Origin of the sequence: Amycolatopsis sp. NPDC005232, assembly GCF_040607795.1 — a bacterium.
In the GTDB taxonomy this organism is placed as follows: domain Bacteria; phylum Actinomycetota; class Actinomycetes; order Mycobacteriales; family Pseudonocardiaceae; genus Amycolatopsis.
On record NZ_JBEXHL010000008.1, the window covers coordinates 281,365 to 298,153 of the forward strand.

The 16,789-nt window shown below is 68.4% G+C and carries 25 protein-coding genes; 19 read left to right on the forward strand and 6 right to left on the reverse strand.

What is annotated here, in order from left to right; all coding sequences use genetic code 11:
• The first annotated feature begins 117 nt into the window (after nt 1-117).
• The 13 genes from ABZU76_RS18255 (at nt 118) to ABZU76_RS18315 (ending at nt 7,279) form a co-directional block, all read left to right on the forward strand.
• The gene (locus tag ABZU76_RS18255) at nt 118-690 is read left to right on the forward strand and encodes a hypothetical protein (protein ID WP_354870703.1); all 573 of its coding nucleotides are present in this window, start codon (nt 118-120) and stop codon (nt 688-690) included.
• Between the two features lie 5 nt (nt 691-695).
• Nucleotides 696-1,844, forward strand: a complete 1,149-nt coding sequence (locus ABZU76_RS18260) for an SRPBCC family protein (protein ID WP_354870706.1) — start codon at nt 696-698, stop codon at nt 1,842-1,844.
• Entirely contained in the window at nt 1,841-2,239 is a 399-nt protein-coding gene (gvpJ, locus tag ABZU76_RS18265; protein WP_354870708.1) for a gas vesicle protein GvpJ, read from the forward strand. Before ABZU76_RS18260 ends, gvpJ begins: the two co-directional genes overlap by 4 nt.
• A gap of 5 nt (nt 2,240-2,244) precedes the next feature.
• The gene (locus tag ABZU76_RS18270) at nt 2,245-3,030 is read left to right on the forward strand and encodes a GvpL/GvpF family gas vesicle protein (protein WP_354870710.1); all 786 of its coding nucleotides are present in this window, start codon (nt 2,245-2,247) and stop codon (nt 3,028-3,030) included.
• 4 nt (nt 3,031-3,034) lie between these two features.
• On the forward strand, nt 3,035-3,301 hold the full coding sequence (locus ABZU76_RS18275; protein ID WP_354870712.1) for a gas vesicle protein GvpG: 267 nt from the start codon (nt 3,035-3,037) through the stop codon (nt 3,299-3,301).
• Nucleotides 3,302-3,307: 6 nt separating this feature from the next.
• Nucleotides 3,308-3,637, forward strand: a complete 330-nt coding sequence (gene gvpO / locus ABZU76_RS18280) for a gas vesicle protein GvpO (RefSeq protein WP_354870715.1) — start codon at nt 3,308-3,310, stop codon at nt 3,635-3,637.
• A gap of 1 nt (nt 3,638) precedes the next feature.
• The gene (locus ABZU76_RS18285) at nt 3,639-3,992 is read left to right on the forward strand and encodes a gas vesicle protein (protein ID WP_354870717.1); all 354 of its coding nucleotides are present in this window, start codon (nt 3,639-3,641) and stop codon (nt 3,990-3,992) included.
• Nucleotides 3,982-4,752, forward strand: a complete 771-nt coding sequence (locus ABZU76_RS18290; protein WP_354870719.1) for a GvpL/GvpF family gas vesicle protein — start codon at nt 3,982-3,984, stop codon at nt 4,750-4,752. The genes ABZU76_RS18285 and ABZU76_RS18290 overlap by 11 nt, the downstream gene beginning before the upstream one ends.
• On the forward strand, nt 4,749-4,931 hold the full coding sequence (locus tag ABZU76_RS18295) for a gas vesicle protein (RefSeq protein ID WP_220239673.1): 183 nt from the start codon (nt 4,749-4,751) through the stop codon (nt 4,929-4,931). The genes ABZU76_RS18290 and ABZU76_RS18295 overlap by 4 nt, the downstream gene beginning before the upstream one ends.
• A complete protein-coding gene (locus tag ABZU76_RS18300; protein WP_354870721.1) occupies nt 4,924-5,214 on the forward strand; it encodes a gas vesicle protein K in 291 nt (96 codons plus the stop codon). Before ABZU76_RS18295 ends, ABZU76_RS18300 begins: the two co-directional genes overlap by 8 nt.
• Nucleotides 5,215-5,389: 175 nt before the next feature.
• Nucleotides 5,390-6,232: a hypothetical protein gene (locus ABZU76_RS18305; RefSeq protein ID WP_354870723.1), complete on the forward strand. Its 843-nt coding sequence runs from the start codon at nt 5,390-5,392 to the stop codon at nt 6,230-6,232.
• A gap of 99 nt (nt 6,233-6,331) precedes the next feature.
• Nucleotides 6,332-6,532, forward strand: coding sequence for a hypothetical protein (locus ABZU76_RS18310; RefSeq protein WP_354870725.1), 201 nt, complete (start codon nt 6,332-6,334; stop codon nt 6,530-6,532).
• Between the two features lie 90 nt (nt 6,533-6,622).
• Nucleotides 6,623-7,279: a DUF2231 domain-containing protein gene (locus ABZU76_RS18315; protein ID WP_354870727.1), complete on the forward strand. Its 657-nt coding sequence runs from the start codon at nt 6,623-6,625 to the stop codon at nt 7,277-7,279.
• On the opposite strand, the gene ABZU76_RS18320 is transcribed toward ABZU76_RS18315, so the two are convergent.
• Nucleotides 7,201-7,368 carry a hypothetical protein gene (locus tag ABZU76_RS18320; protein ID WP_354870880.1) on the reverse strand — a complete coding sequence of 56 codons (168 nt, stop codon included), beginning with the start codon at nt 7,366-7,368 and terminating at the stop codon, nt 7,201-7,203. The two genes, ABZU76_RS18315 and ABZU76_RS18320, sit on opposite strands and share 79 nt — an antisense overlap.
• Here ABZU76_RS18320 and ABZU76_RS18325 point away from each other — a divergent pair.
• Together ABZU76_RS18325 and ABZU76_RS18330 are read left to right on the forward strand one after the other, a co-directional pair.
• Nucleotides 7,357-7,596 (forward strand): hypothetical protein, encoded by a 240-nt coding sequence (locus ABZU76_RS18325; RefSeq protein ID WP_354870729.1) that lies wholly within the window; start codon nt 7,357-7,359, stop codon nt 7,594-7,596. The genes ABZU76_RS18320 and ABZU76_RS18325 overlap by 12 nt on opposite strands.
• A 99-nt stretch (nt 7,597-7,695) precedes the next feature.
• Nucleotides 7,696-8,373, forward strand: coding sequence for an HAD family hydrolase (locus ABZU76_RS18330; protein ID WP_354870732.1), 678 nt, complete (start codon nt 7,696-7,698; stop codon nt 8,371-8,373).
• A 76-nt stretch (nt 8,374-8,449) separates the two neighbouring features.
• Here ABZU76_RS18330 and ABZU76_RS18335 read toward each other — a convergent pair whose 3' ends face one another.
• Both ABZU76_RS18335 and ABZU76_RS18340 read right to left on the reverse strand, forming a co-directional pair.
• Complete coding sequence (locus ABZU76_RS18335; protein ID WP_354870734.1) at nt 8,450-8,728, reverse strand: GlsB/YeaQ/YmgE family stress response membrane protein; 279 nt, start codon at nt 8,726-8,728, stop codon at nt 8,450-8,452.
• 330 nt (nt 8,729-9,058) lie between these two features.
• Nucleotides 9,059-9,373 (reverse strand): hemerythrin domain-containing protein, encoded by a 315-nt coding sequence (locus ABZU76_RS18340; protein WP_354870871.1) that lies wholly within the window; start codon nt 9,371-9,373, stop codon nt 9,059-9,061.
• A 71-nt stretch (nt 9,374-9,444) separates the two neighbouring features.
• Here ABZU76_RS18340 and ABZU76_RS18345 point away from each other — a divergent pair, with 71 nt between their 5' ends.
• Nucleotides 9,445-10,944: an FAD-dependent oxidoreductase gene (locus tag ABZU76_RS18345; RefSeq protein ID WP_354870736.1), complete on the forward strand. Its 1,500-nt coding sequence runs from the start codon at nt 9,445-9,447 to the stop codon at nt 10,942-10,944.
• Nucleotides 10,945-11,120: 176 nt separating this feature from the next.
• Here ABZU76_RS18345 and ABZU76_RS18350 read toward each other — a convergent pair whose 3' ends face one another.
• From ABZU76_RS18350 to ABZU76_RS18360, 3 genes are read right to left on the reverse strand one after another with little or no spacing between them, the layout of a single operon-like run.
• On the reverse strand, nt 11,121-11,390 hold the full coding sequence (locus ABZU76_RS18350; protein ID WP_354870738.1) for a hypothetical protein: 270 nt from the start codon (nt 11,388-11,390) through the stop codon (nt 11,121-11,123).
• A gap of 27 nt (nt 11,391-11,417) precedes the next feature.
• Entirely contained in the window at nt 11,418-12,281 is an 864-nt protein-coding gene (locus ABZU76_RS18355) for a sugar phosphate isomerase/epimerase family protein (RefSeq protein ID WP_354870740.1), read from the reverse strand.
• A gap of 14 nt (nt 12,282-12,295) precedes the next feature.
• On the reverse strand, nt 12,296-13,012 hold the full coding sequence (locus ABZU76_RS18360) for a GntR family transcriptional regulator (RefSeq protein WP_354870742.1): 717 nt from the start codon (nt 13,010-13,012) through the stop codon (nt 12,296-12,298).
• Nucleotides 13,013-13,240: 228 nt separating this feature from the next.
• On the opposite strand from ABZU76_RS18360, the gene ABZU76_RS18365 reads away from it, so the two are divergent.
• From ABZU76_RS18365 to ABZU76_RS18375, 3 genes are all read left to right on the forward strand, one after another.
• Nucleotides 13,241-14,242, forward strand: a complete 1,002-nt coding sequence (locus ABZU76_RS18365; RefSeq protein WP_354870744.1) for a sugar ABC transporter substrate-binding protein — start codon at nt 13,241-13,243, stop codon at nt 14,240-14,242.
• A complete protein-coding gene (locus ABZU76_RS18370) occupies nt 14,232-15,722 on the forward strand; it encodes a sugar ABC transporter ATP-binding protein (protein ID WP_354870746.1) in 1,491 nt (496 codons plus the stop codon). Before ABZU76_RS18365 ends, ABZU76_RS18370 begins: the two co-directional genes overlap by 11 nt.
• A 112-nt stretch (nt 15,723-15,834) precedes the next feature.
• A complete protein-coding gene (locus ABZU76_RS18375) occupies nt 15,835-16,773 on the forward strand; it encodes an ABC transporter permease (protein WP_354870748.1) in 939 nt (312 codons plus the stop codon).
• Nucleotides 16,774-16,789: the final 16 nt, after the last annotated feature.

The following is a 16,789-nucleotide window of genomic DNA, read 5'->3' on the forward strand; positions in this document are numbered from 1 at the left end:
CGAATCAAACGAAGTCACATTCCTGTTCGCCTTGTTTCGGGGGCGGCGTGCGGGTGGTGCGTGACGGACTCGCTACCGCAAGAGTCAGGAGGAGCGGCCATGAAGGCAGGAACACGGATGGCGATCGGAGTCGCGGCCGGTTATCTACTGGGACGGACGAAAAAAGGGCGCCTCGCGTTGATGATCGCGGCCGCCGGGGCCACCGGCAAGGCCGGGGTGTCGCCGACGAAGCTCGTCCAAGGTGGTCTCAAGCAGCTGGGCTCGTCCGCGGAAATCGGCCAGCTGACGTCGCTGGCGCGTGACGAGTTGCTCTCCGCGGCGAAGGCTGCGGCGGTGACGGCGGCCAGCGGGAAGATTGAATCACTGAGCGAACGCCTCCAGGACGGCAGTGCGCTCACCCGCGGCAAGAAGTCCAAGGCAAACGACGAGCACAACGCCACGCCGCAAGACGAAGACGAAGCCGAAGTCGTGGACGAGGACGAGGACGAAGATCAGGAAGAGCCGGAGCCCGAGAAGCCCCAGCGCCGCCGTGCGGCGGCCCGCCGCTCAAGCGACGGCGACGGCGACGGACGGCAGACACAGCGGCGTTCATCGAGCCGGCGGTCCACGCCGTCCGATGACGGCGACAAGAGTTCTGGCAGTACACGCACCGCCACCAAGCGCGCGCCTGTCCGCCGGGCGAGGAGGTGAACGCAGTGGTCACCAAAACCTTGAAGAACACCACCGACAAGGCCACGAGCGCGGCCGGCAAAGCGACCGGCACGGTCACCGGCGCCGCGTCGAACGCGACCGGTGGCAACACGAGTGAGCTGACCGATGCCCTGCGCGGGCTGGGTCAAGCGGCCGTGACCCGGGCGACGGGTTCCATCACGAAGAAGATCTCTTCGACGGCCGGGCGCCTGACCGACTTCGCCGAAGGCGGCGGCGGTGGCCTTCTCGAAGCGGCGACCGGTGGCAAGGGCAGCGTCAAGGGCAAGGCGATGATGGGCGCCGTCAAGGGCGGCCTGTCCGGTATCGCGCAGAAGGTGAAGGACGCGTTCAGCGGCGGGGGCGGCCGTGGCAGCGGCAAGGGCAACAAGATCAAGCTCACCAACATCGTCGAGGAGATCGACATCGGTGCGCCGATCGACCTCGTGTACGACCAGTGGACCCGGTTCACCGACTTCCCGGCGTTCATGAAGAAGGTCAACAACGTCGAGCAGGTCAGCGATGAGAAGACCGAGTGGAAGGCGCAGGTCTTCTGGTCGCACCGCACCTGGGAGGCGACCATCCTGGAGCAGGTGCCGTTCGAGCGGATCGTCTGGCGTTCCAAGGCGGCGAAGGGTCACGTTGACGGAGCGGTGACGTTCCACGAGCTCACGCCGGACCTCACCAAGGTCGTGCTGGTGCTCGCGTACCACCCGCAGGGGCTGTTCGAGCGCACCGGCAACATCTGGCGGGCGCAGGGCCGCCGGGCGCGGCTGGAGCTCAAACATTTCCGCCGCCACGTGATGACGGAAGACCTGCTGCACCCCGACGACATCGAGGGGTGGCACGGCGAGATCCACGACGGGGAGGTCGTCGAGCAGGAGGACGAGGGCGCCGACCGCGACGAGGCCGAGGACACCCGGCCCGAGCAGGACGAGGAGTCCACCGACACCGGTTCCGAAGAGGACGAGTACGCGGAGTCCGAAGAGGAGCCCGAAGAAGAGCCCGAGGAGGAGCCGGAGGAAGAGGAGCCCGAAGACACCGACGAGACCGAAGACGCAGAGGAATCCGACGAGGCGGCCGAGGAAGAACAGCCTCGCCGCGGCCGCGCGCGTGCCGGCGCAGGCGCCGGCAGAGGTCGAGGGAGCAGGCGATGACAACAGCAGTACAGCCCTCCGGTGGGGGCGGCGGCCTCGACCGGCCGAGTTCGAGCAGCCTTGCCGACGTGATCGACACGATCCTGGACAAGGGCCTCGTGATCGACGCGTACGTGCGGGTGTCCCTGGTGGGCATCGAACTGGTGACCGTGGACGCCCGCGTTGTGGTGGCCAGTGTCGACACCTACCTGCGGTTCGCGGAAGCGGTGAATCGGCTCGACATCTCGGGCACCGAGCAGAAGGGCCTGCCCGACCTCCTGGAGGACGTGACCTCCGGCGGCGCCAAGGCCAAGACGCGCGGCGCGCTCGAGGCAGCAGGCGACAAGCTGCGCGACATCCTCGGCGAAGACGAAGACGAGGCAGAACCCGTGAGCCGCGGCAGGAAGGGACGGTGAGGCGAGTGACCGCCGAAACCGGCACCGAGACGGAGACCGGGACCGAGACTGCGATCTACGTCTACGGCATCCTCCCCGCCGACGTCGAGATCGACGGCGACGCGCGTGGAGTGGGCGATCCGCCTTCCGCCGTGACCACAGTGCACAGTGGACCGATCGCCGCGCTGGTCAGCGAGATCCCCCAGGACACACCGCTGGGCCGGCCGGAGGACCTCTCGGCGTACGCCAGGCTGCTGGACGCGGCGGCAACCGAGGTCCCGGTGCTGCCGCTGCGCTTCGGCGCCGTGGTCGCGGACGAGCGAGCGGTGGTCGACGAGCTGCTCGACGCGAACCGCGATGACTTCACAGCCGCGCTGGATGAGCTGGAGGGCAAAGCGGAGTACCTCGTCCGGGCGCGCTACGACGAGGGGGCCATCCTGCGAGAGATCCTGTCCGAGAACGACGGCATGGCGCAGCTCGCGGACGCGATCCGGGGCAAGCCAAAGGATGCCACCCGCAATGAGCGCATGACCTTGGGCGAGCAGATCACCCAGGCGATCGAGGCCAAGCGGGCGGTCGATACGCAACGGACGGCCGACGCATTGGCCGATTCGGTCGTGGAGCTCGCGCCGCGGCAGCCGACTCACGATGAGGAAGCGGTGCACCTCGCCGTGCTGGCCGAAACCGACCGGCAGGGGGACCTGGAAGCCGCCATCAGCGAGCTGGCGAAGGACTGGGAAGGCCGCGTCGAGGTCCGCCTGCTCGGTCCGCTCGCTGCGTACGACTTCGTCGTCACGCGGACACCGGAGTGACGCGATGGGCCTGTTGTCGGGAATCGCCGGCCTGCCCCTGGCACCGGTCCGCGGGGTCCTCGCCCTGGGCGAGCTGATCCGGCGGCGGGTCGACGAAGAACTGCACGATCCCGCGTCGGTCCGGCGCGAGCTGGAGGCCGCGGAGCAGGCGCGGGCCGCCGGCGAGATCTCGGCCGAAGAAGAAGCCGAAGCGCAGCAAGAGGCATTGAGCCGGCTGACGGGCTCCGGGCCGAGCCGGCCCGTGCACCGAAGCGACGAGAGGAAAAGGTGACGGCCTATGGCCACCGCGAAGAGTGAAGACCGGCCCCCGCCGACCCGCCGTCGATCGGGGCGCGATGGCATGGTCGCCTCGACAGCCGCCGCCTCGGCGGTGCGTCAGCTGGACGAGCTGATCACGAACGAACCCGTGGGCGTCACGTCGGTCGAGCCGCTCGACGACGGCTGGGTCGTCGAGGTCGAAGTGATCGAAGAGCACCGCATCCCGTCGTCGGCCGACATCCTGGCGCTCTACGAGATCGAGCTGGACACCGAAGGCGACCTGGTCGCGTTCCGCCGCACGCGGCGGTACGCGCGCGGCAAGTCCGGCACCGGCAACGAGGGGAGCTGAGATGGTATCGGGGCAACCGGTCAGCCGATCCCAGGGCGCGCTCGGTGCTACCGGCGGCCAGCCCGCGAACCTCGGCGACATCCTCGAGCGGGTGCTGGACAAGGGACTGGTCATCGCCGGGGACATCCAGGTCAACCTGCTCGACATCGAACTGCTGACGATCAAGCTGCGGCTCGTGATCGCCTCGCTCGAGACGGCCCGTGAGGTGGGCATCAACTGGTGGGAGAGCGATCCGTGGCTGACCGGTGACAACGGAAAGCTACAAGACGAGAACCGGCAGCTTCGGGCGCGCGTCGCCGAACTGGAAGCAGCGCCGGAATACATCGAGGCCGGCGGGGAAGACGATGAACGCTAGTGACGAGACGGGCGTGTGGCTGTACGCCGTGACGCCTGAAGCCGGGGCCGCTGCACTCGGCGGCCTGACCGGCGTCTCGGCCGAACACCCGCGGGCCGTCACGGCGGGCAGGCTGGCCGCGGTGGTGGGCGATGTCCCGTTGAGCTCCTTCGGCGCGGAAGCCTTGCGTCGCAACCTGGAGGACCTCGACTGGCTGGCCGCGGTGGCGCGAGCGCACGACTCCGTAGTCGCGGCGCTCGTCGAGCAGGGGCCGGTGGCACCCGTCCGCCTCGCGACGGTGTACCACGACGATGCCTCCGTGCGGGTCGCCGTCGAGGAGCGCGGCGCCGATTTCGAGCGGACGCTCGAGCACGTCTCGGGCCGGGTCGAGTGGGGGGTGAAGGCCTTCCTGCAGTCCGAACCGGAGCCCGCCGCGGCCGTGCCGGACGCCGAAGGCCCGGGAGTTGCCTACTTGGCGCGGCGGCGCAGCGCGCTGGCGTCACAGGAAGAACGTCAGCAGCGGGCCGCGGACCAGGTGAGCCGACTCCACGCCGCGCTCTCCGAGCTCGCGGCCGACGCTTGCACCCATCCCCCGCAGAGCCGGGCGCTGACCGACCAGGACGGGCCGATGATGCTCAACGGCGCGTACCTCGTCGACGCCGGGGAAGCCGGGCGATTCGCCGAGGCGGTGGACTCGCGTGGCCGGGACAGCACCGTGCTCACCGTGGAGCTGACCGGGCCATGGCCGCCGTACTCGTTCTCTTCATCGGAGGAACCATGACTGTGCCGGTACGCGCCGGGAACCGCAACGTCGCCCTCATCGATCTGCTCGACCGCGTACTCGCGGGCGGCGTCGTGGTGAGCGGCGAAATCACCCTGTCCATCGCCGACGTGGATCTCGTGCATGTTTCCCTGCGAACCCTGATCACGTCGATCACAGCATTGCAGCCCCATGGGTGACGACGAGCGGAAGAACCGGATCGACGCCGATCCCGAGACGGCGGAACGCAGCCTCGTCAGTCTGGTGCTGACGGTGGTGGAGCTGCTGCGCCAGCTCATGGAGCGCCAGGCGCTGCGCCGCGTCGACCACGGCGATCTGGACGACGACAAGGTTGAAGAGCTCGGCCGGACGCTGATGTACCTCGATCTGCGCATGGAAGAATTGTGCGATCACTTCGGACTGGAGCGGCGGGACCTGAATATCGATCTCGGACCGCTGGGGTCGCTGCTTCCTGAAGAATAGAGCTTCCCATTTCGAGATCAAATGACCGGGTAACGACGCACACCGTTTGGTGACAACGGCGTGTTTGACAGGCCGACAACCGGGTAATACCGCAATAACGCTTTGAGTTTCTCCGGGCGCGGGCAGCGGCGGCTGCACGGCCGCTCTCAGAATTGCCCACGAGAGGACAAGATCGATGAATACAGGATTCAACATACTGCAAAGTCTGCAGAGCGCATTCACCACGTTCGTGAACTACCTGCCCCAGCTGATCGGCGCGCTTCTCGTGCTGCTGATCGGCTTCATCATCGCCAAACTGCTGGACAAGGCCATCACCAAGGGCCTGCAGAAGGCAAAGGTCGACGACCGGTTGAAGTCCGGCGGCGGCGCGAATTACGTGGAGAAGCTCTCACCGCAGGGCAGTCCCTCCAGGCTCGTCGGTCTTGTCGTGTTCTGGGTGATCATGCTGTTCGTGATCTCCTCGGCCATCGGGACGCTGGGGATTCCGGCGTTGACCGCGTTCATGAACCAGGTGCTGAGCTATCTGCCCAACGTCATCGCCGCGCTGCTGATCTTCATCGTCGCGGCCGCGGTCGCCGGCGCGATCGGCGGGCTGCTGCACCGCACCATGGGCGAGACCCCTGCCGGCAAGATCGCCCGCACCCTCGCCCCGGCAATGATCATGGGTATCGCCGTTTTCATGATCCTGACTCAGCTGGGGATCTCCCCGGTGATCGTCACGATCACCTACGCCGCGCTGGTCGGCGCAGCGGCATTGGCCGCGGCACTGGCATTCGGCATCGGCGGTCGGGACGCCGCCGCGCAACTGGTCAATTCCGGGTACGACAAGGCCAAGGATCAGAACGACCGGATCAAGTCCGATCCGACGATCGGCAAACAGCGCACCGCCCAGGACGCCGCCGACGCGAAGCACAAGGCCGAGCAGCAGGTGGGTCGCCACGAGCACGGTGCACCCGCCGCGCAGCCACCCGTTCAGGCCCAGCCCACGACCACCACCGAGGGCGCCCACCGATCCTGACACCGAGCGGGATGCCTCCGCCGGCGCCTCGTCGGGCCGGCGGAGGCATCCCGTGCAACGACGAATCGTTGCGGGCGCCGGGGAAGAGGAGTGGCACTGATGAAGCCCGAGCCGCGAACCAAGTGGGCGAACGTCTGGATTGACGGCGGCGACTTGCACCTGGTGCCCATCGAAGACGTGGTGTGGCACGACTTCTCCAACGACTGCCTTTGCGGGCCGAAGATCGAGCTGCACCACTCCCAGGCAAACGGATCGGATGTCTGGTATGTCATCCACCACGCGCTGGACGAAAGGCCTTGACACGGCCCGTTTCCCGGAACAGCGACGGGAGCGCGAACAAGTCGATTCCGCGGTGAGGGTCGGAGCCCGACCGCAGGGGAAGTCCTTATCATGACCGACAAATCACCATCAGCGATCAGGTACAGCAGCACCCGGACTGCGACGGAGTCCCCGCCGCACCGGCTGTTGTCCGCCCTCGAAGACGTACAAGCATTGGACGCACCCGCGGCCGCGGTCGTGAGCCCGGTGGGCAAGCTCTTCAGCGGCCAGGCCGGCGAAGAGCTCCGAGGCCGCCGGCTCGGCCATCCACTGCACCCGCTCGCGGTCACTCTCCCGATCGGCGCGTGGGCGTGCTCGTCGCTGCTCGACTTGGTACCCGGCAACGACGAAGCTGCCCGTCGCCTCGTTGGCGTCGGCTTGCTGGCGGCTCCGGCGGCCGCGGTTCTCGGTGCCGCCGACTACCACGACCTCGACGAGCGACAGCGCCGGGTCGGGTTCTGCCATCTCGTACTCAACCTCGTCGCAACCGTGGTCTTCGCCGCCTCATACCGCCGGCGTCACCGTTGCGCGGCTGGGGGCAAGTTGCTCGGTGCACTCGGCCTGCTCGTCCTCAGCGTCGGGGGTGCGCTCGGCGGCCACCTCTCCTACGCCCAGGGCGCAGGGGTCTTTCGCTGGCAGCGCGCAGAGAGTCAGACGAGCACGGCTCCGGTCACGGTGAATTCGAGGCGTCTGGCCACCGACACGGCCTGGTCGCCGAAGCGCTCGTAGAACCGAGCCAGCAGGGCAGCGTTGGCCGCCGCGGCGGCGCCACCTTTCCAGTCCTGGCTCGTGATCAGGTCGAGTACTTGAGCGCGCACGCGGTACACCCCGAGACCTGCCCGTTCGTCGAGCGCGCGAAGACGTTCGACGTCATCGGCGCTCGCTCGTGCTACCTGCACGGCGGGTTCCTGGGTGGCGACCTGGCCACGGGCTGGCGCCTGGAGCACGGCGCGCTACCCGACCTGGGCCCGCACCTGATCGATCTGTGGCGCCTCGGACTGACACCTCGCGGTGCGGAGCTGTTTGGCCGGCGAGGAAGCGGGTAAACCTCATTGCGGGGCGGAGCCCGAGCCAAGGCGCGCCGCCACTTCTTCGGCCGAAGCGTGGCCGACCGGATACTTCGACTGTTCGGAAAGGAACACAGCATGCCCGAGCCGACCGCCGTGCTGTTCGACGTGGACGGCACGCTCGTCGATTCGAACTACCTGCACGTCCACGCCTGGCTACAGGCCTTCCACGCCGTGGACCGTCCGGTGGACGGCTGGCGGGTGCACCGGGCGATCGGCATGGGCTCGGACAAACTCCTCGTCCGGCTGCTCGGCCACGCCGACGCCGAGCAGCTCGGCTCCCGCGTGAAGGAACTGCATTCCCAGCTCTACCTGCGTGATTCGGACCTGCTGCGGCCATTTCCGGGTGCCCGCGACCTGATCCGGTCCCTGGCCGGGCACGGAGCACGCGTCGTGCTCGCCACGTCCGCAGGGCCTGACGAGCTCGAGATCCTGCGCAAGGTCCTTGACGTCGACGACGAGGTCGCCGCGGTCATCGCCGGCAAGGACGTCGAGGCGACCAAACCCGACGCCGAGCCGGTCGTCGTCGCCTTGGACGCGGCCGGCGCCGATTCGGCACGGTCGATTTTCGTCGGTGACGCCGTCTGGGACGTCGAGTCCGCCCGCCGCGCGGAGGTCCGAACGGTCGGAGTCCGCTCCGGCGGAACCAGCGCCGCGGAACTCCGCGATGCCGGCGCAGTGGCCGTCTACCGCGACGTCGCCGAAATACTGGCACAGCTCGACGACAGCCCGCTGACACCACTGCTCCGGGATTGATCGCCGCGGACGATCATGCAACGGCGCCATGCACCAGCCCGGTCCAGAACACTGGACCGGGCTGGGCGGGCAGGGGTCATCGCAGCACTTTCCGCCTCCGGCCAAAGGCTGCAGCGGCAAGCGAAACCCCGAGTGCGGCCAGCACGAGCTGGGTGATCATCTCGAGCCAGTCAAACCCTTCGGTGTCGGCGTATCCGGCCGCACGCGCGATCGCGGTCACCGCGAACGCCGCGATGATCCCGACCACGATCGTGAGCCACAGCGGAATCTTCTGCTTTCCCGGCGCAAGCAGCCGACCGAGAACGCCGATGATCAAACCGATGACGACTGCACTAATGATTCCGGTGATAGTCATCGCTGACTTCCTTTCAAAGCGATGACCTCGAATACCCGGATGCGGTCGAGCGAAACCAGCGCTTGCGGAAATTCACAAATAACAACATCGACTATCGGCCCGAAGTGTTCGATCGTGAAAATGAGAAACCGTGAGCAAGTGTGCGCCGAGATAGATTGACGGACCCGCGCCGCGCCGCGTTGTGACTCAGGCTCCCGTCGGGATCGGCGAGCTCCACGAAATCAGGCGCGAGCGGATAGCCGTCCAAGGTGTCCACTGACATCCGGCCGCGCGAGGACCGAACTCCGAGCCACCGCTCCGGCGGTGGCGCTGCGGATCTTGAGCGGATCCTCAGGCCCGTCCGCGCGGGGGTCGAGCATTTCCCGCCCGAGCTCCTGCAGGCACTTGCGGCCCATCGCCTTGCGGACCTCCAGGGAACCACTCGTCCTCTTCCTTCTCGACGTGATGGCGGACGTTCTCGATGAGGACGGTGGCCTTGGCGTCAAAGGTCTTGTCCGCGGGGTCGAGACCCTGCAGCTCCGACAGCTGCCAGACCATCCCGTGATGCTCCTCGACTCTTTCGAGCACGCGGTCCTTCTCCTCGGGCGCGGCTTCGCGAGCGGCTGGGTAGAAGATCTCCTCTTCGAGGTACGTGTGGACGGTCAGCTCCGATTACCCCGGGCGCGGCGGTGAAACGCCGCGGGTTTGGGCTCACTCCACGGGGGAACCACTTGGGGATGACGGACTTGCCCGCCCCGCTGTCGTTGTGGATCGACACCGCGCCCGCGCCCGAACGCGGCTCGGGACCGCCGCCCGGATGGGCCGACGTGGTCGTGCTCGGGGCCGGGATCGCGGGGCTCACCACGGCCGTGCTGCTGGCGCGGGCCGGGAAGTCGGTGCTCGTACTGGAGGCCGGCCGGGTGGCAAGCGGCGTGTCCGGGCACACGACGGCGAAGGTGAGCGCCCAACACGGTCTGAAGTACGCCGAGCTCGAGGCGCGCCACGGCGCCGACGCCGCGAAGACTTACGCCGGAGCACAGTCCGCGGCGATGGAGTGGATCGCGTCCGAAACGGGCATCGACTGCGCGTTCACCCGCGCGCCCAGCTACGTCTACACGACGCAGCCGGAGACCGTCGACAAGCTCAAGAAGGAAGCCGACGCGGCCACGAAAGCCGGGCTCCCGGCGGCGTACGTGAAGGATGTCGAGCTGGATGTGCCCGCCCTCGGTGCCGTGCGTGTCGCCGGGCAGGCGCATTTCCACCCCCGCCGCTGGCTGCTCGGGCTCGCCGCCGAGGTCGAACGCGCCGGCGGCACTGTCCTCGAGCACACGCGCGCGCTGAGCCTCGACTTGCGCGGACGGGTCGTGCGGACGTCCCAGGGCGACGTCGAGGCCGACGACCTGGTGGTCGCCACGCACTACCCCGTGTTCGACAGAGGGGTCTACTTCGCCCGACTCGACCCGGTGCGCGACCTGGTCGTCGCGGGCCCGGCGGTCGGCAACGCCTCCCTGGACGGCATGTACCTCGACGCCGACACTCACCACTCGGTGCGCGCCTACACCGCCGACGGCACCCCGATCGTCGTCGCCGGCGGCGAGCACTACCGCGTCGGCGCCGAATCACACGTCGAGCGGCGCTACGAACGCCTCGCCGCCTGGGCCGGCGAGCACGCGGGCCTGCACCGCGTGACCCACCGCTGGTCCGCGCACGATCTGTCTACTTTGGACGGATTACCGTACGCCGGCCGCTATCTACCCGCCTCGCTCCCGCTGTGGGTCGCGACGGGCTTCGGCCAATGGGGCATGACCGGCGGCACTGCGGCAGGCCAGGTCGTCGCCGCCCGCATCCTCGGCGAGGAGCATCCCGCCGCCGCGCTGTTCGACCCCAACCGCTTCGACGCGCGCTCGGTGCTCAGCCTCGCCGAAGACGCCTTCGAGGTCGGCCGCCACCTCGTCGGCGACCACGTGTCCGTGCTGCAGCAGGGCCGCTCTCTGGGCCAGGTACGACCGGGCCAGGGCGCCGTGGTCCGCGTGGGTGCCGAACTGGTCGCTGCCTACCGAGCGGAAAACGGCGATCTGCACACCGTCGAAGCCCACTGCACGCACCTCGGCTGCCTAGTGGCCTTCAACGACGCGGAACACACGTGGGACTGCCCGTGCCACGGCTCCCGCTTCGGCACCGACGGCTCCGTCGTCCAAGGCCCCGCCGTCCGGCCGTTGCGCCGCCATCCGCGCTGAGCCGCCGCGGTCACGAACGGGCAAACCCCGAAGGGCCGGCGCAGCGCCCAGTCACGGTGCCGGGCAGCGTGCGCTTCCTGCAGCCCCGACCAGGCCCGCTTTGGAGGCCACGGCGACGAACCGGCCCCGACGGCGCCGCAAGGCCGGTCCGTCCGTCGCCCCGGTCACCAGGTAGGTCATCGTGGCCGCCGCAGGTCGATCGTCGCACCGGCGTCGTAGCCGGAGCCCGGGCCGGCGAGGAAGTTAAAGGTGGGCCGCAGGTCCTTTTCGGACGTTCCGTCGCACACCACCGTATTGATGCGGACGTTCGGGCCGAGCTCCCGCGCGAGCGACTGAGCGACGCCTCGGGCGGCTTCGGCTAGCGCGACCTGGTCGGCGTCGTCGGCGGACCGCGTGGCGACCAGGGCGATCTTGAGCGGGCCGGCCTGCTGGCCATGGGCAGCCACCAGGTCTCGCAGGGCGAGCAGCGCTTTTCATCGAGCGGAAGCCAGGAGGTCAGCGGCGGCCGCCGCGGCCTGTTTGGTCGCGGTGCGCACGTCGAGCGTGCGGTGCTCGCGCGACATCATCTCCACGCCCCACGGGCCTGCGAAGCCGGCGCGCCGCAACGACTTCACGAAGGAAGCGACGTCGAAGTCCCCTTCCCCACAGTAGAGCCGGTTGTCGAAGGTGTCCTCGAACAGGGTTCCGGTCACCTCCCGGTACCCGTCGTTGATCTCGACGGCGAAGACGTACTCCGGCGGCAGGATCCAATCGAGGTCCTCATAGGACATCCCGCTGCGATGGACGTGCCAGATGTCGACCAGCAGACCGCCTGCCGGGTTCGCCACGTCGCGCACCAGCCGCGCGCCGGGCTCGATCGTCGTCATCATCGAGAAAGCCGCGGGCTCGAGGGCGATCCGCGTGCCCACTGCCCCGGCTTCCCGAGCCAGCGCGGAGAACTCCTGCCGCAACACGTCCGGCTCGACGGTGTCCCCGGCCTGCCCCACCCCGGCTTTGATGTGCGAGGCACCCAGCGCCTCGGCGGCGTGCAGCAGATCGGCCCGCATCGCGTCCGAACGCGAGCGCCGCTCCCCCGAGCACCACCAGTCGTCGATGTACTCTACCTCGACAGTCGTGATGCCGTGCTGCTCGAACTCCCTGACGAGCGCGGGAAACCCGATGCCGTCGCGCACCGCGACGAGGTCGGTGTGCGTGATCCCGAACCCGCTGAACCCCGCCTCCGCGGCGGCCGCTACCCGGTCCCGGATGTCGAACGGGCTGAGGTCGCCATTGCGCAGCGGCATCACATCACCCGCGGAGGTCCAGCACGTGCTCAGCAAGGCATCGGGGTTCGGCATGGGGAGAGTCTCTTTCAGTCGGTGGTCACGGCTTTCCGAGCGGGGTCGAGCTTGTCGATCAAGCGGTCCATGACGTTGCGAATGTGGGTGTCGACGGCTTCGCCCATCGCCCGGGTGTCGCCCGCCTCCATCGCCTCGAGAATCGCGCGATGCTCCTTGTACGCCAGCTCCGTGTGCTCGTGGAACTGGCCGGCCCAGTTGATCGTGCGCTGGATGTGTCCGCGCAGCCGGTGGATGTGGTTGATGAGCAAGGGGTTTCCGCAGTTGAGCACGAACAGGTCATGGAAGTCGAAGTCGGCGACGTTGAACGGTTCGAGGTCACCCCGGGCGATCGCCTCGCCGATGCGATCCATGCGCTCGCGCATGGCGGCCAGCTCGCCGGCCGGGATCCGGGTGGCGTTCTCGGCCGCGGCCACCTCGAGCGCTCGGCGCACGGTGTAGACCTGCCGGACGAGTTCCACAGACAGCGCCGGAACGGTGAACCCGCGCGGCCCGGAGACGTCCAGCAGGCCCTCGTCCTGCAGCCGGCGGATCGCCTCGCGCAGCGGTGAACGGCTGATCGAGAACCTGCGGGCGAGATCGTTTTCACTGAGCACGGAACCGGGTTCGAGCTCACCGGACACGACCCAGCGCTTCAACGTGGCGTAAGTCTGATCCGCCAGCGAAGGTGCCCGTTTCGGCGCGTTCTCGTCGATCCGCATCGTTTCCCACTGCACAGTCGGCTCACTCATGTGCACCCTCCCGTTCGCCCCAGGTCTCGCCCGGCTCACCACGATTCTCGTGTGGGGACCTCGACAGCTCCTGCCGGGTGTATTGACACCTTCCGGGAGCCACTCTAGCGTAATCGGTCGACAGGCGACAGGCGCCCGTCGCCACGGCTCGCCAGACGCTCTCGGTGACCGGTCGACAGGCGACCGAAATGGTGCGGAGTCCTGATCGATCTCGGCAAAGGAGCCCAGATGAGAAACCTTCGTCCGCTGGCAGCGACCGTGATGAGCGTGGTGGCCGTTTCGGCCGGCCTGGTCGCGTGTGGCGGTGCTTCGGGCAGCGGCTCGTCCGGCGTCACGATCGGCTACTCGACCTACACGCTGTCCAACCCGTTCTTCGCGGGGATGCAGAAGGGCTTGGACGCCGGGACCAAGAAGTACGGGTACAAACTGGTCACCACCAACTCGAACGGCGACGCCGCACAGCAGGTCACCGACATCCAGAACCTGATCAGCCGGGGCGTGAACTACATCCTCCTGTCCCCCGCCGACGGCAAAGCCATCGCGCCGGCCGTGACCGCGGCCGACGCGGCGCACGTGCCGATCATCTCCATCGCCGACAGCGTGATCCCGCCGATCACCTCGACGATCACCATCAACGACGTCAAGGCCGGCAGCGACGCGGTCGACATGGTCGCCGCGGAACTGACGGCCCGCAAGGGCTCGGCGACCGGCACGGTCGTCGACATCCAGGGCATCCTGGGCACGCCGTCGGCGACGCGGCGCGAACAAGGGTTCCGCCAGCAGTTGGCCCGCTACCCCGGTCTGCGGGTGGTGGCCGCGCAGGACGGCGGCTACGACACCGCCAAGTCGAACGCGCTGATGGTGGACATACTTCAGGCGAATCCCCAGATCGACGCGGTGTTCGCGGCCAACGACGCCGAAGCCGTGGGCGTGTCGGCGGCGATCAAGTCACAGGGCCGCTTCAAGCCGGTGGGCGACCCCGGGCACATCATCGTGATCGGCGTGGACGGTTCCAAGCCGGCCATCGCGGACGTGCGCGCCGGCGTGCAGGACGCCAGCATCAGCCAGAACCCGATCAAGATGATGCAGAAGGCCGTGGACACCGTCGCCGACCTCGAGGCGCACAAGTCCGTGCCGAAGCAGATCGACTGGCCCTCGGCGACCATCACCAAGGAAAGCATCGACTCGCCCGAGGTCAAGAGCTACGGGATCTGGTCCGATGAAGTCTGATGTGCCCGCCCCGACGGTGGAGTTCCGCGGCGTGTCGAAGTCCTACCCGGGCATCCGCGCTCTGCACGCCGTGTCCTTGACGCTCTCGCCGGGCACCGTCACCGCGCTCGCCGGGGAGAACGGGGCAGGCAAGTCCACCTTCATCAAACTCCTGTCCGGCGCGGAAAAGGCGGACTCCGGCCAGATCCTGCTGGGCGGCAAGGACGTGCCCGGCTCGCCCGGTGCGGTGATCGACGCCGGCGTGAGCGTGATCTACCAGGAGCTGACCGACGTCCCGGACATGAGCCTGCTGGACAACCTCGTGCTGGGCCGTCAGCCGGCGCGGCTGGGAGTGGTGCGACGCGGCGAGGCCAAACGGGCCGCCCGCCTCGCGCTCGACCGGGTCGGGCTGACCGGCCTGCCGCTGGACCGGCCCGTCCGGCAGCTGTCCCTGGCCCAGCGGCAGCTCACCGAGATCGCGCGATGCCTCGCCCGCGACGCCAGTGTGCTGGTGTTCGACGAGCCGACCTCGGCGCTGTCCGAAAACGACGTTCGGATCCTGCTGCGCACGATAAAATCGTTGCGCCAGCAGGGCATGACGATCCTGTACGTCAGCCACCACCTCGACGAGCTGTTCCAGATCGCCGACACGATCGCGGTGCTGCGCGACGGCGAGCTCGTCGGTGCCGGCCCGGTCGGCGAATGGAACGAAGCGAAGCTCGTGCGGGCGATGCTCGCCAAGGACATGGCGCACGCCTACCCGTGGCGGCACCGGCCCGTCGGCGCCGACCGGCTCCAGGTGCGCGAGCTCGACGCGCCCGGTGTGAAGCGGGCGACGCTGCAGGTGAAATCCGGCGAGATCGTCGGCCTGGTCGGTCTCGCCGGAGCCGGGCGCACGGAGCTGCTGAAGGCGCTGGCGGGTCTGTCGGCGCGCTCGCGCGGGAATGTCGAGGTAGACGGCCATCCCCTCCCCGCGCGAGCGCACGACGTGGTGCGCCGAGGCGTGGTCTACGCACCCGAGGACCGCAAGGCCGAGGGCCTGGTCCTCGATGCGTCCATTGTGGACAATCTCACCTACGGCATGTACCGCTCGTTCGCCCGGGTCGGCTGGCTGCGCCGCGGCCGGCAGGAACGCCTCGCCCGCCACGCCATCGCCGGGTTCGGTGTCAAGACCCGCGATCCCCGTCAACCGGCGGGCAAGCTCTCCGGCGGCAACCAGCAGAAGATCGTCCTCGCGCGAGCCGCTGCGCATACGCCCAAGGTCCTGCTTCTCGACGACCCCACCCGCGGCGTCGACGTGGGCGCGAAAGCAGGCATTCACGAGCACGTCCTGACTCTCGCCGAATCCGGCGCCGCGGTACTGCTGACCAGTTCCGACACCGACGAGGTACTCGCGATGGCCGACCGCGTGTACGTGTTGCGCGCCGGGCGGGTCGTCGGCGAGCTGCGCCGAGCCGAGTTTGACAGGGAACGGGTGCTCCGGCTGGCCGCGGCCGGCTGACTTCCCCCGACTCGCCTGTGAGAAACGGAAGGCCACCATGGTAATCACGACCTCCACGGAGAAGAAGGAAGAAACCCGCAGGCCCGACCCACCCCTGTCCACGCTACGACGAATGGCCGGGCATCCCCGCACCCCGATCATCGTCGCGTTGGTGCTGGCCTGCGTGGCGATGGCATTCCTGTCCGACAGTTTCCTCTCCAGTCGCAACTTCACGAACATCCTCACCCAGTCCACGGTGGTCGGGATCGCCGCCGTCGGGGCGACGCTGGTGATCATCACTGGCGGCATCGACCTGTCGGTCGGGTCCAACGTCGCACTGTCCGGCATGATCGCCTCGCAGCTGGTCAGCGGCGGACTGGCCGGATTCCTCGGCGTCCTGGCCTGCCTGGTGATCGCCTCCGCGATCGGCGCGTTCAACGGGTTTTCCGTGGCTTGGCTGCGGTTGGCACCGTTCATCGTGACCCTCGCCGTACTCGGTATGGGACGCGGCCTGACGTTGCAACTGAGTCAAGGCCAGAGTGTGTACGGGCTGCCGGCAGGGCTCACCTGGCTCGGTGGCGGAACGATCGGCACGATCCCCGTCCCGGTGTTCCTGCTCGCCGCGATGTTCCTCGTCGGGCACCTCGTCCTGTCGCGCACCACCCTCGGCCACCAGATCTACGCGGTCGGCGGTAACCGGCAAGCGGCGCGGTTGAGCGGCATCCCCGACAAGCGGGTGCTGTTCTACGCCTACTTAATCGCCGGCGCGTGCGCCGGTCTGGCCGCGCTCGTGCTCGTGGGCCGACTCGGAGCAGCGACCCCCACCGCCGGCACCGGGCTGGAGCTCCAGGTAATCGCCGCGGTCGTGATCGGCGGCACCAGCCTGTTCGGCGGCAAGGGCAGCATGGTCGGCACGCTCATCGGCGTTCTGCTCATCGGGGTCATCAACAATGGGCTGACCCTGCTCAACGTGAGCCCGTTCTGGGTCCAGTTCATCCAAGGCGCGCTGATCCTCGTGGCCGTGCTGTTGGACGCGTTCAACCAACGCAGGCTCTCGGTCGCAGATGCCTGATCACCACCACATCGAC

Coding starts and splice junctions, on each gene's coding strand:
- ABZU76_RS18255 (WP_354870703.1), top strand. CDS start 118: ATGGCGATCGGAGTCGCGGCCGGTTATCTACTGGGACGGACGAAAAAA.
- gvpJ (WP_354870708.1), top strand. CDS start 1,841: ATGACAACAGCAGTACAGCCCTCCGGTGGGGGCGGCGGCCTCGACCGG.
- ABZU76_RS18275 (WP_354870712.1), top strand. CDS start 3,035: ATGGGCCTGTTGTCGGGAATCGCCGGCCTGCCCCTGGCACCGGTCCGC.
- gvpO (WP_354870715.1), top strand. CDS start 3,308: ATGGCCACCGCGAAGAGTGAAGACCGGCCCCCGCCGACCCGCCGTCGA.
- ABZU76_RS18285 (WP_354870717.1), top strand. CDS start 3,639: ATGGTATCGGGGCAACCGGTCAGCCGATCCCAGGGCGCGCTCGGTGCT.
- ABZU76_RS18290 (WP_354870719.1), top strand. CDS start 3,982: ATGAACGCTAGTGACGAGACGGGCGTGTGGCTGTACGCCGTGACGCCT.
- ABZU76_RS18295 (WP_220239673.1), top strand. CDS start 4,749: ATGACTGTGCCGGTACGCGCCGGGAACCGCAACGTCGCCCTCATCGAT.
- ABZU76_RS18300 (WP_354870721.1), top strand. CDS start 4,924: ATGGGTGACGACGAGCGGAAGAACCGGATCGACGCCGATCCCGAGACG.
- ABZU76_RS18305 (WP_354870723.1), top strand. CDS start 5,390: ATGAATACAGGATTCAACATACTGCAAAGTCTGCAGAGCGCATTCACC.
- ABZU76_RS18310 (WP_354870725.1), top strand. CDS start 6,332: ATGAAGCCCGAGCCGCGAACCAAGTGGGCGAACGTCTGGATTGACGGC.
- ABZU76_RS18315 (WP_354870727.1), top strand. CDS start 6,623: ATGACCGACAAATCACCATCAGCGATCAGGTACAGCAGCACCCGGACT.
- ABZU76_RS18330 (WP_354870732.1), top strand. CDS start 7,696: ATGCCCGAGCCGACCGCCGTGCTGTTCGACGTGGACGGCACGCTCGTC.
- ABZU76_RS18335 (WP_354870734.1), bottom strand. CDS start 8,728: ATGACTATCACCGGAATCATTAGTGCAGTCGTCATCGGTTTGATCATC.
- ABZU76_RS18345 (WP_354870736.1), top strand. CDS start 9,445: ATGACGGACTTGCCCGCCCCGCTGTCGTTGTGGATCGACACCGCGCCC.
- ABZU76_RS18355 (WP_354870740.1), bottom strand. CDS start 12,281: ATGCCGAACCCCGATGCCTTGCTGAGCACGTGCTGGACCTCCGCGGGT.
- ABZU76_RS18360 (WP_354870742.1), bottom strand. CDS start 13,012: ATGAGTGAGCCGACTGTGCAGTGGGAAACGATGCGGATCGACGAGAAC.
- ABZU76_RS18365 (WP_354870744.1), top strand. CDS start 13,241: ATGAGAAACCTTCGTCCGCTGGCAGCGACCGTGATGAGCGTGGTGGCC.
- ABZU76_RS18370 (WP_354870746.1), top strand. CDS start 14,232: ATGAAGTCTGATGTGCCCGCCCCGACGGTGGAGTTCCGCGGCGTGTCG.
- ABZU76_RS18375 (WP_354870748.1), top strand. CDS start 15,835: ATGGCCGGGCATCCCCGCACCCCGATCATCGTCGCGTTGGTGCTGGCC.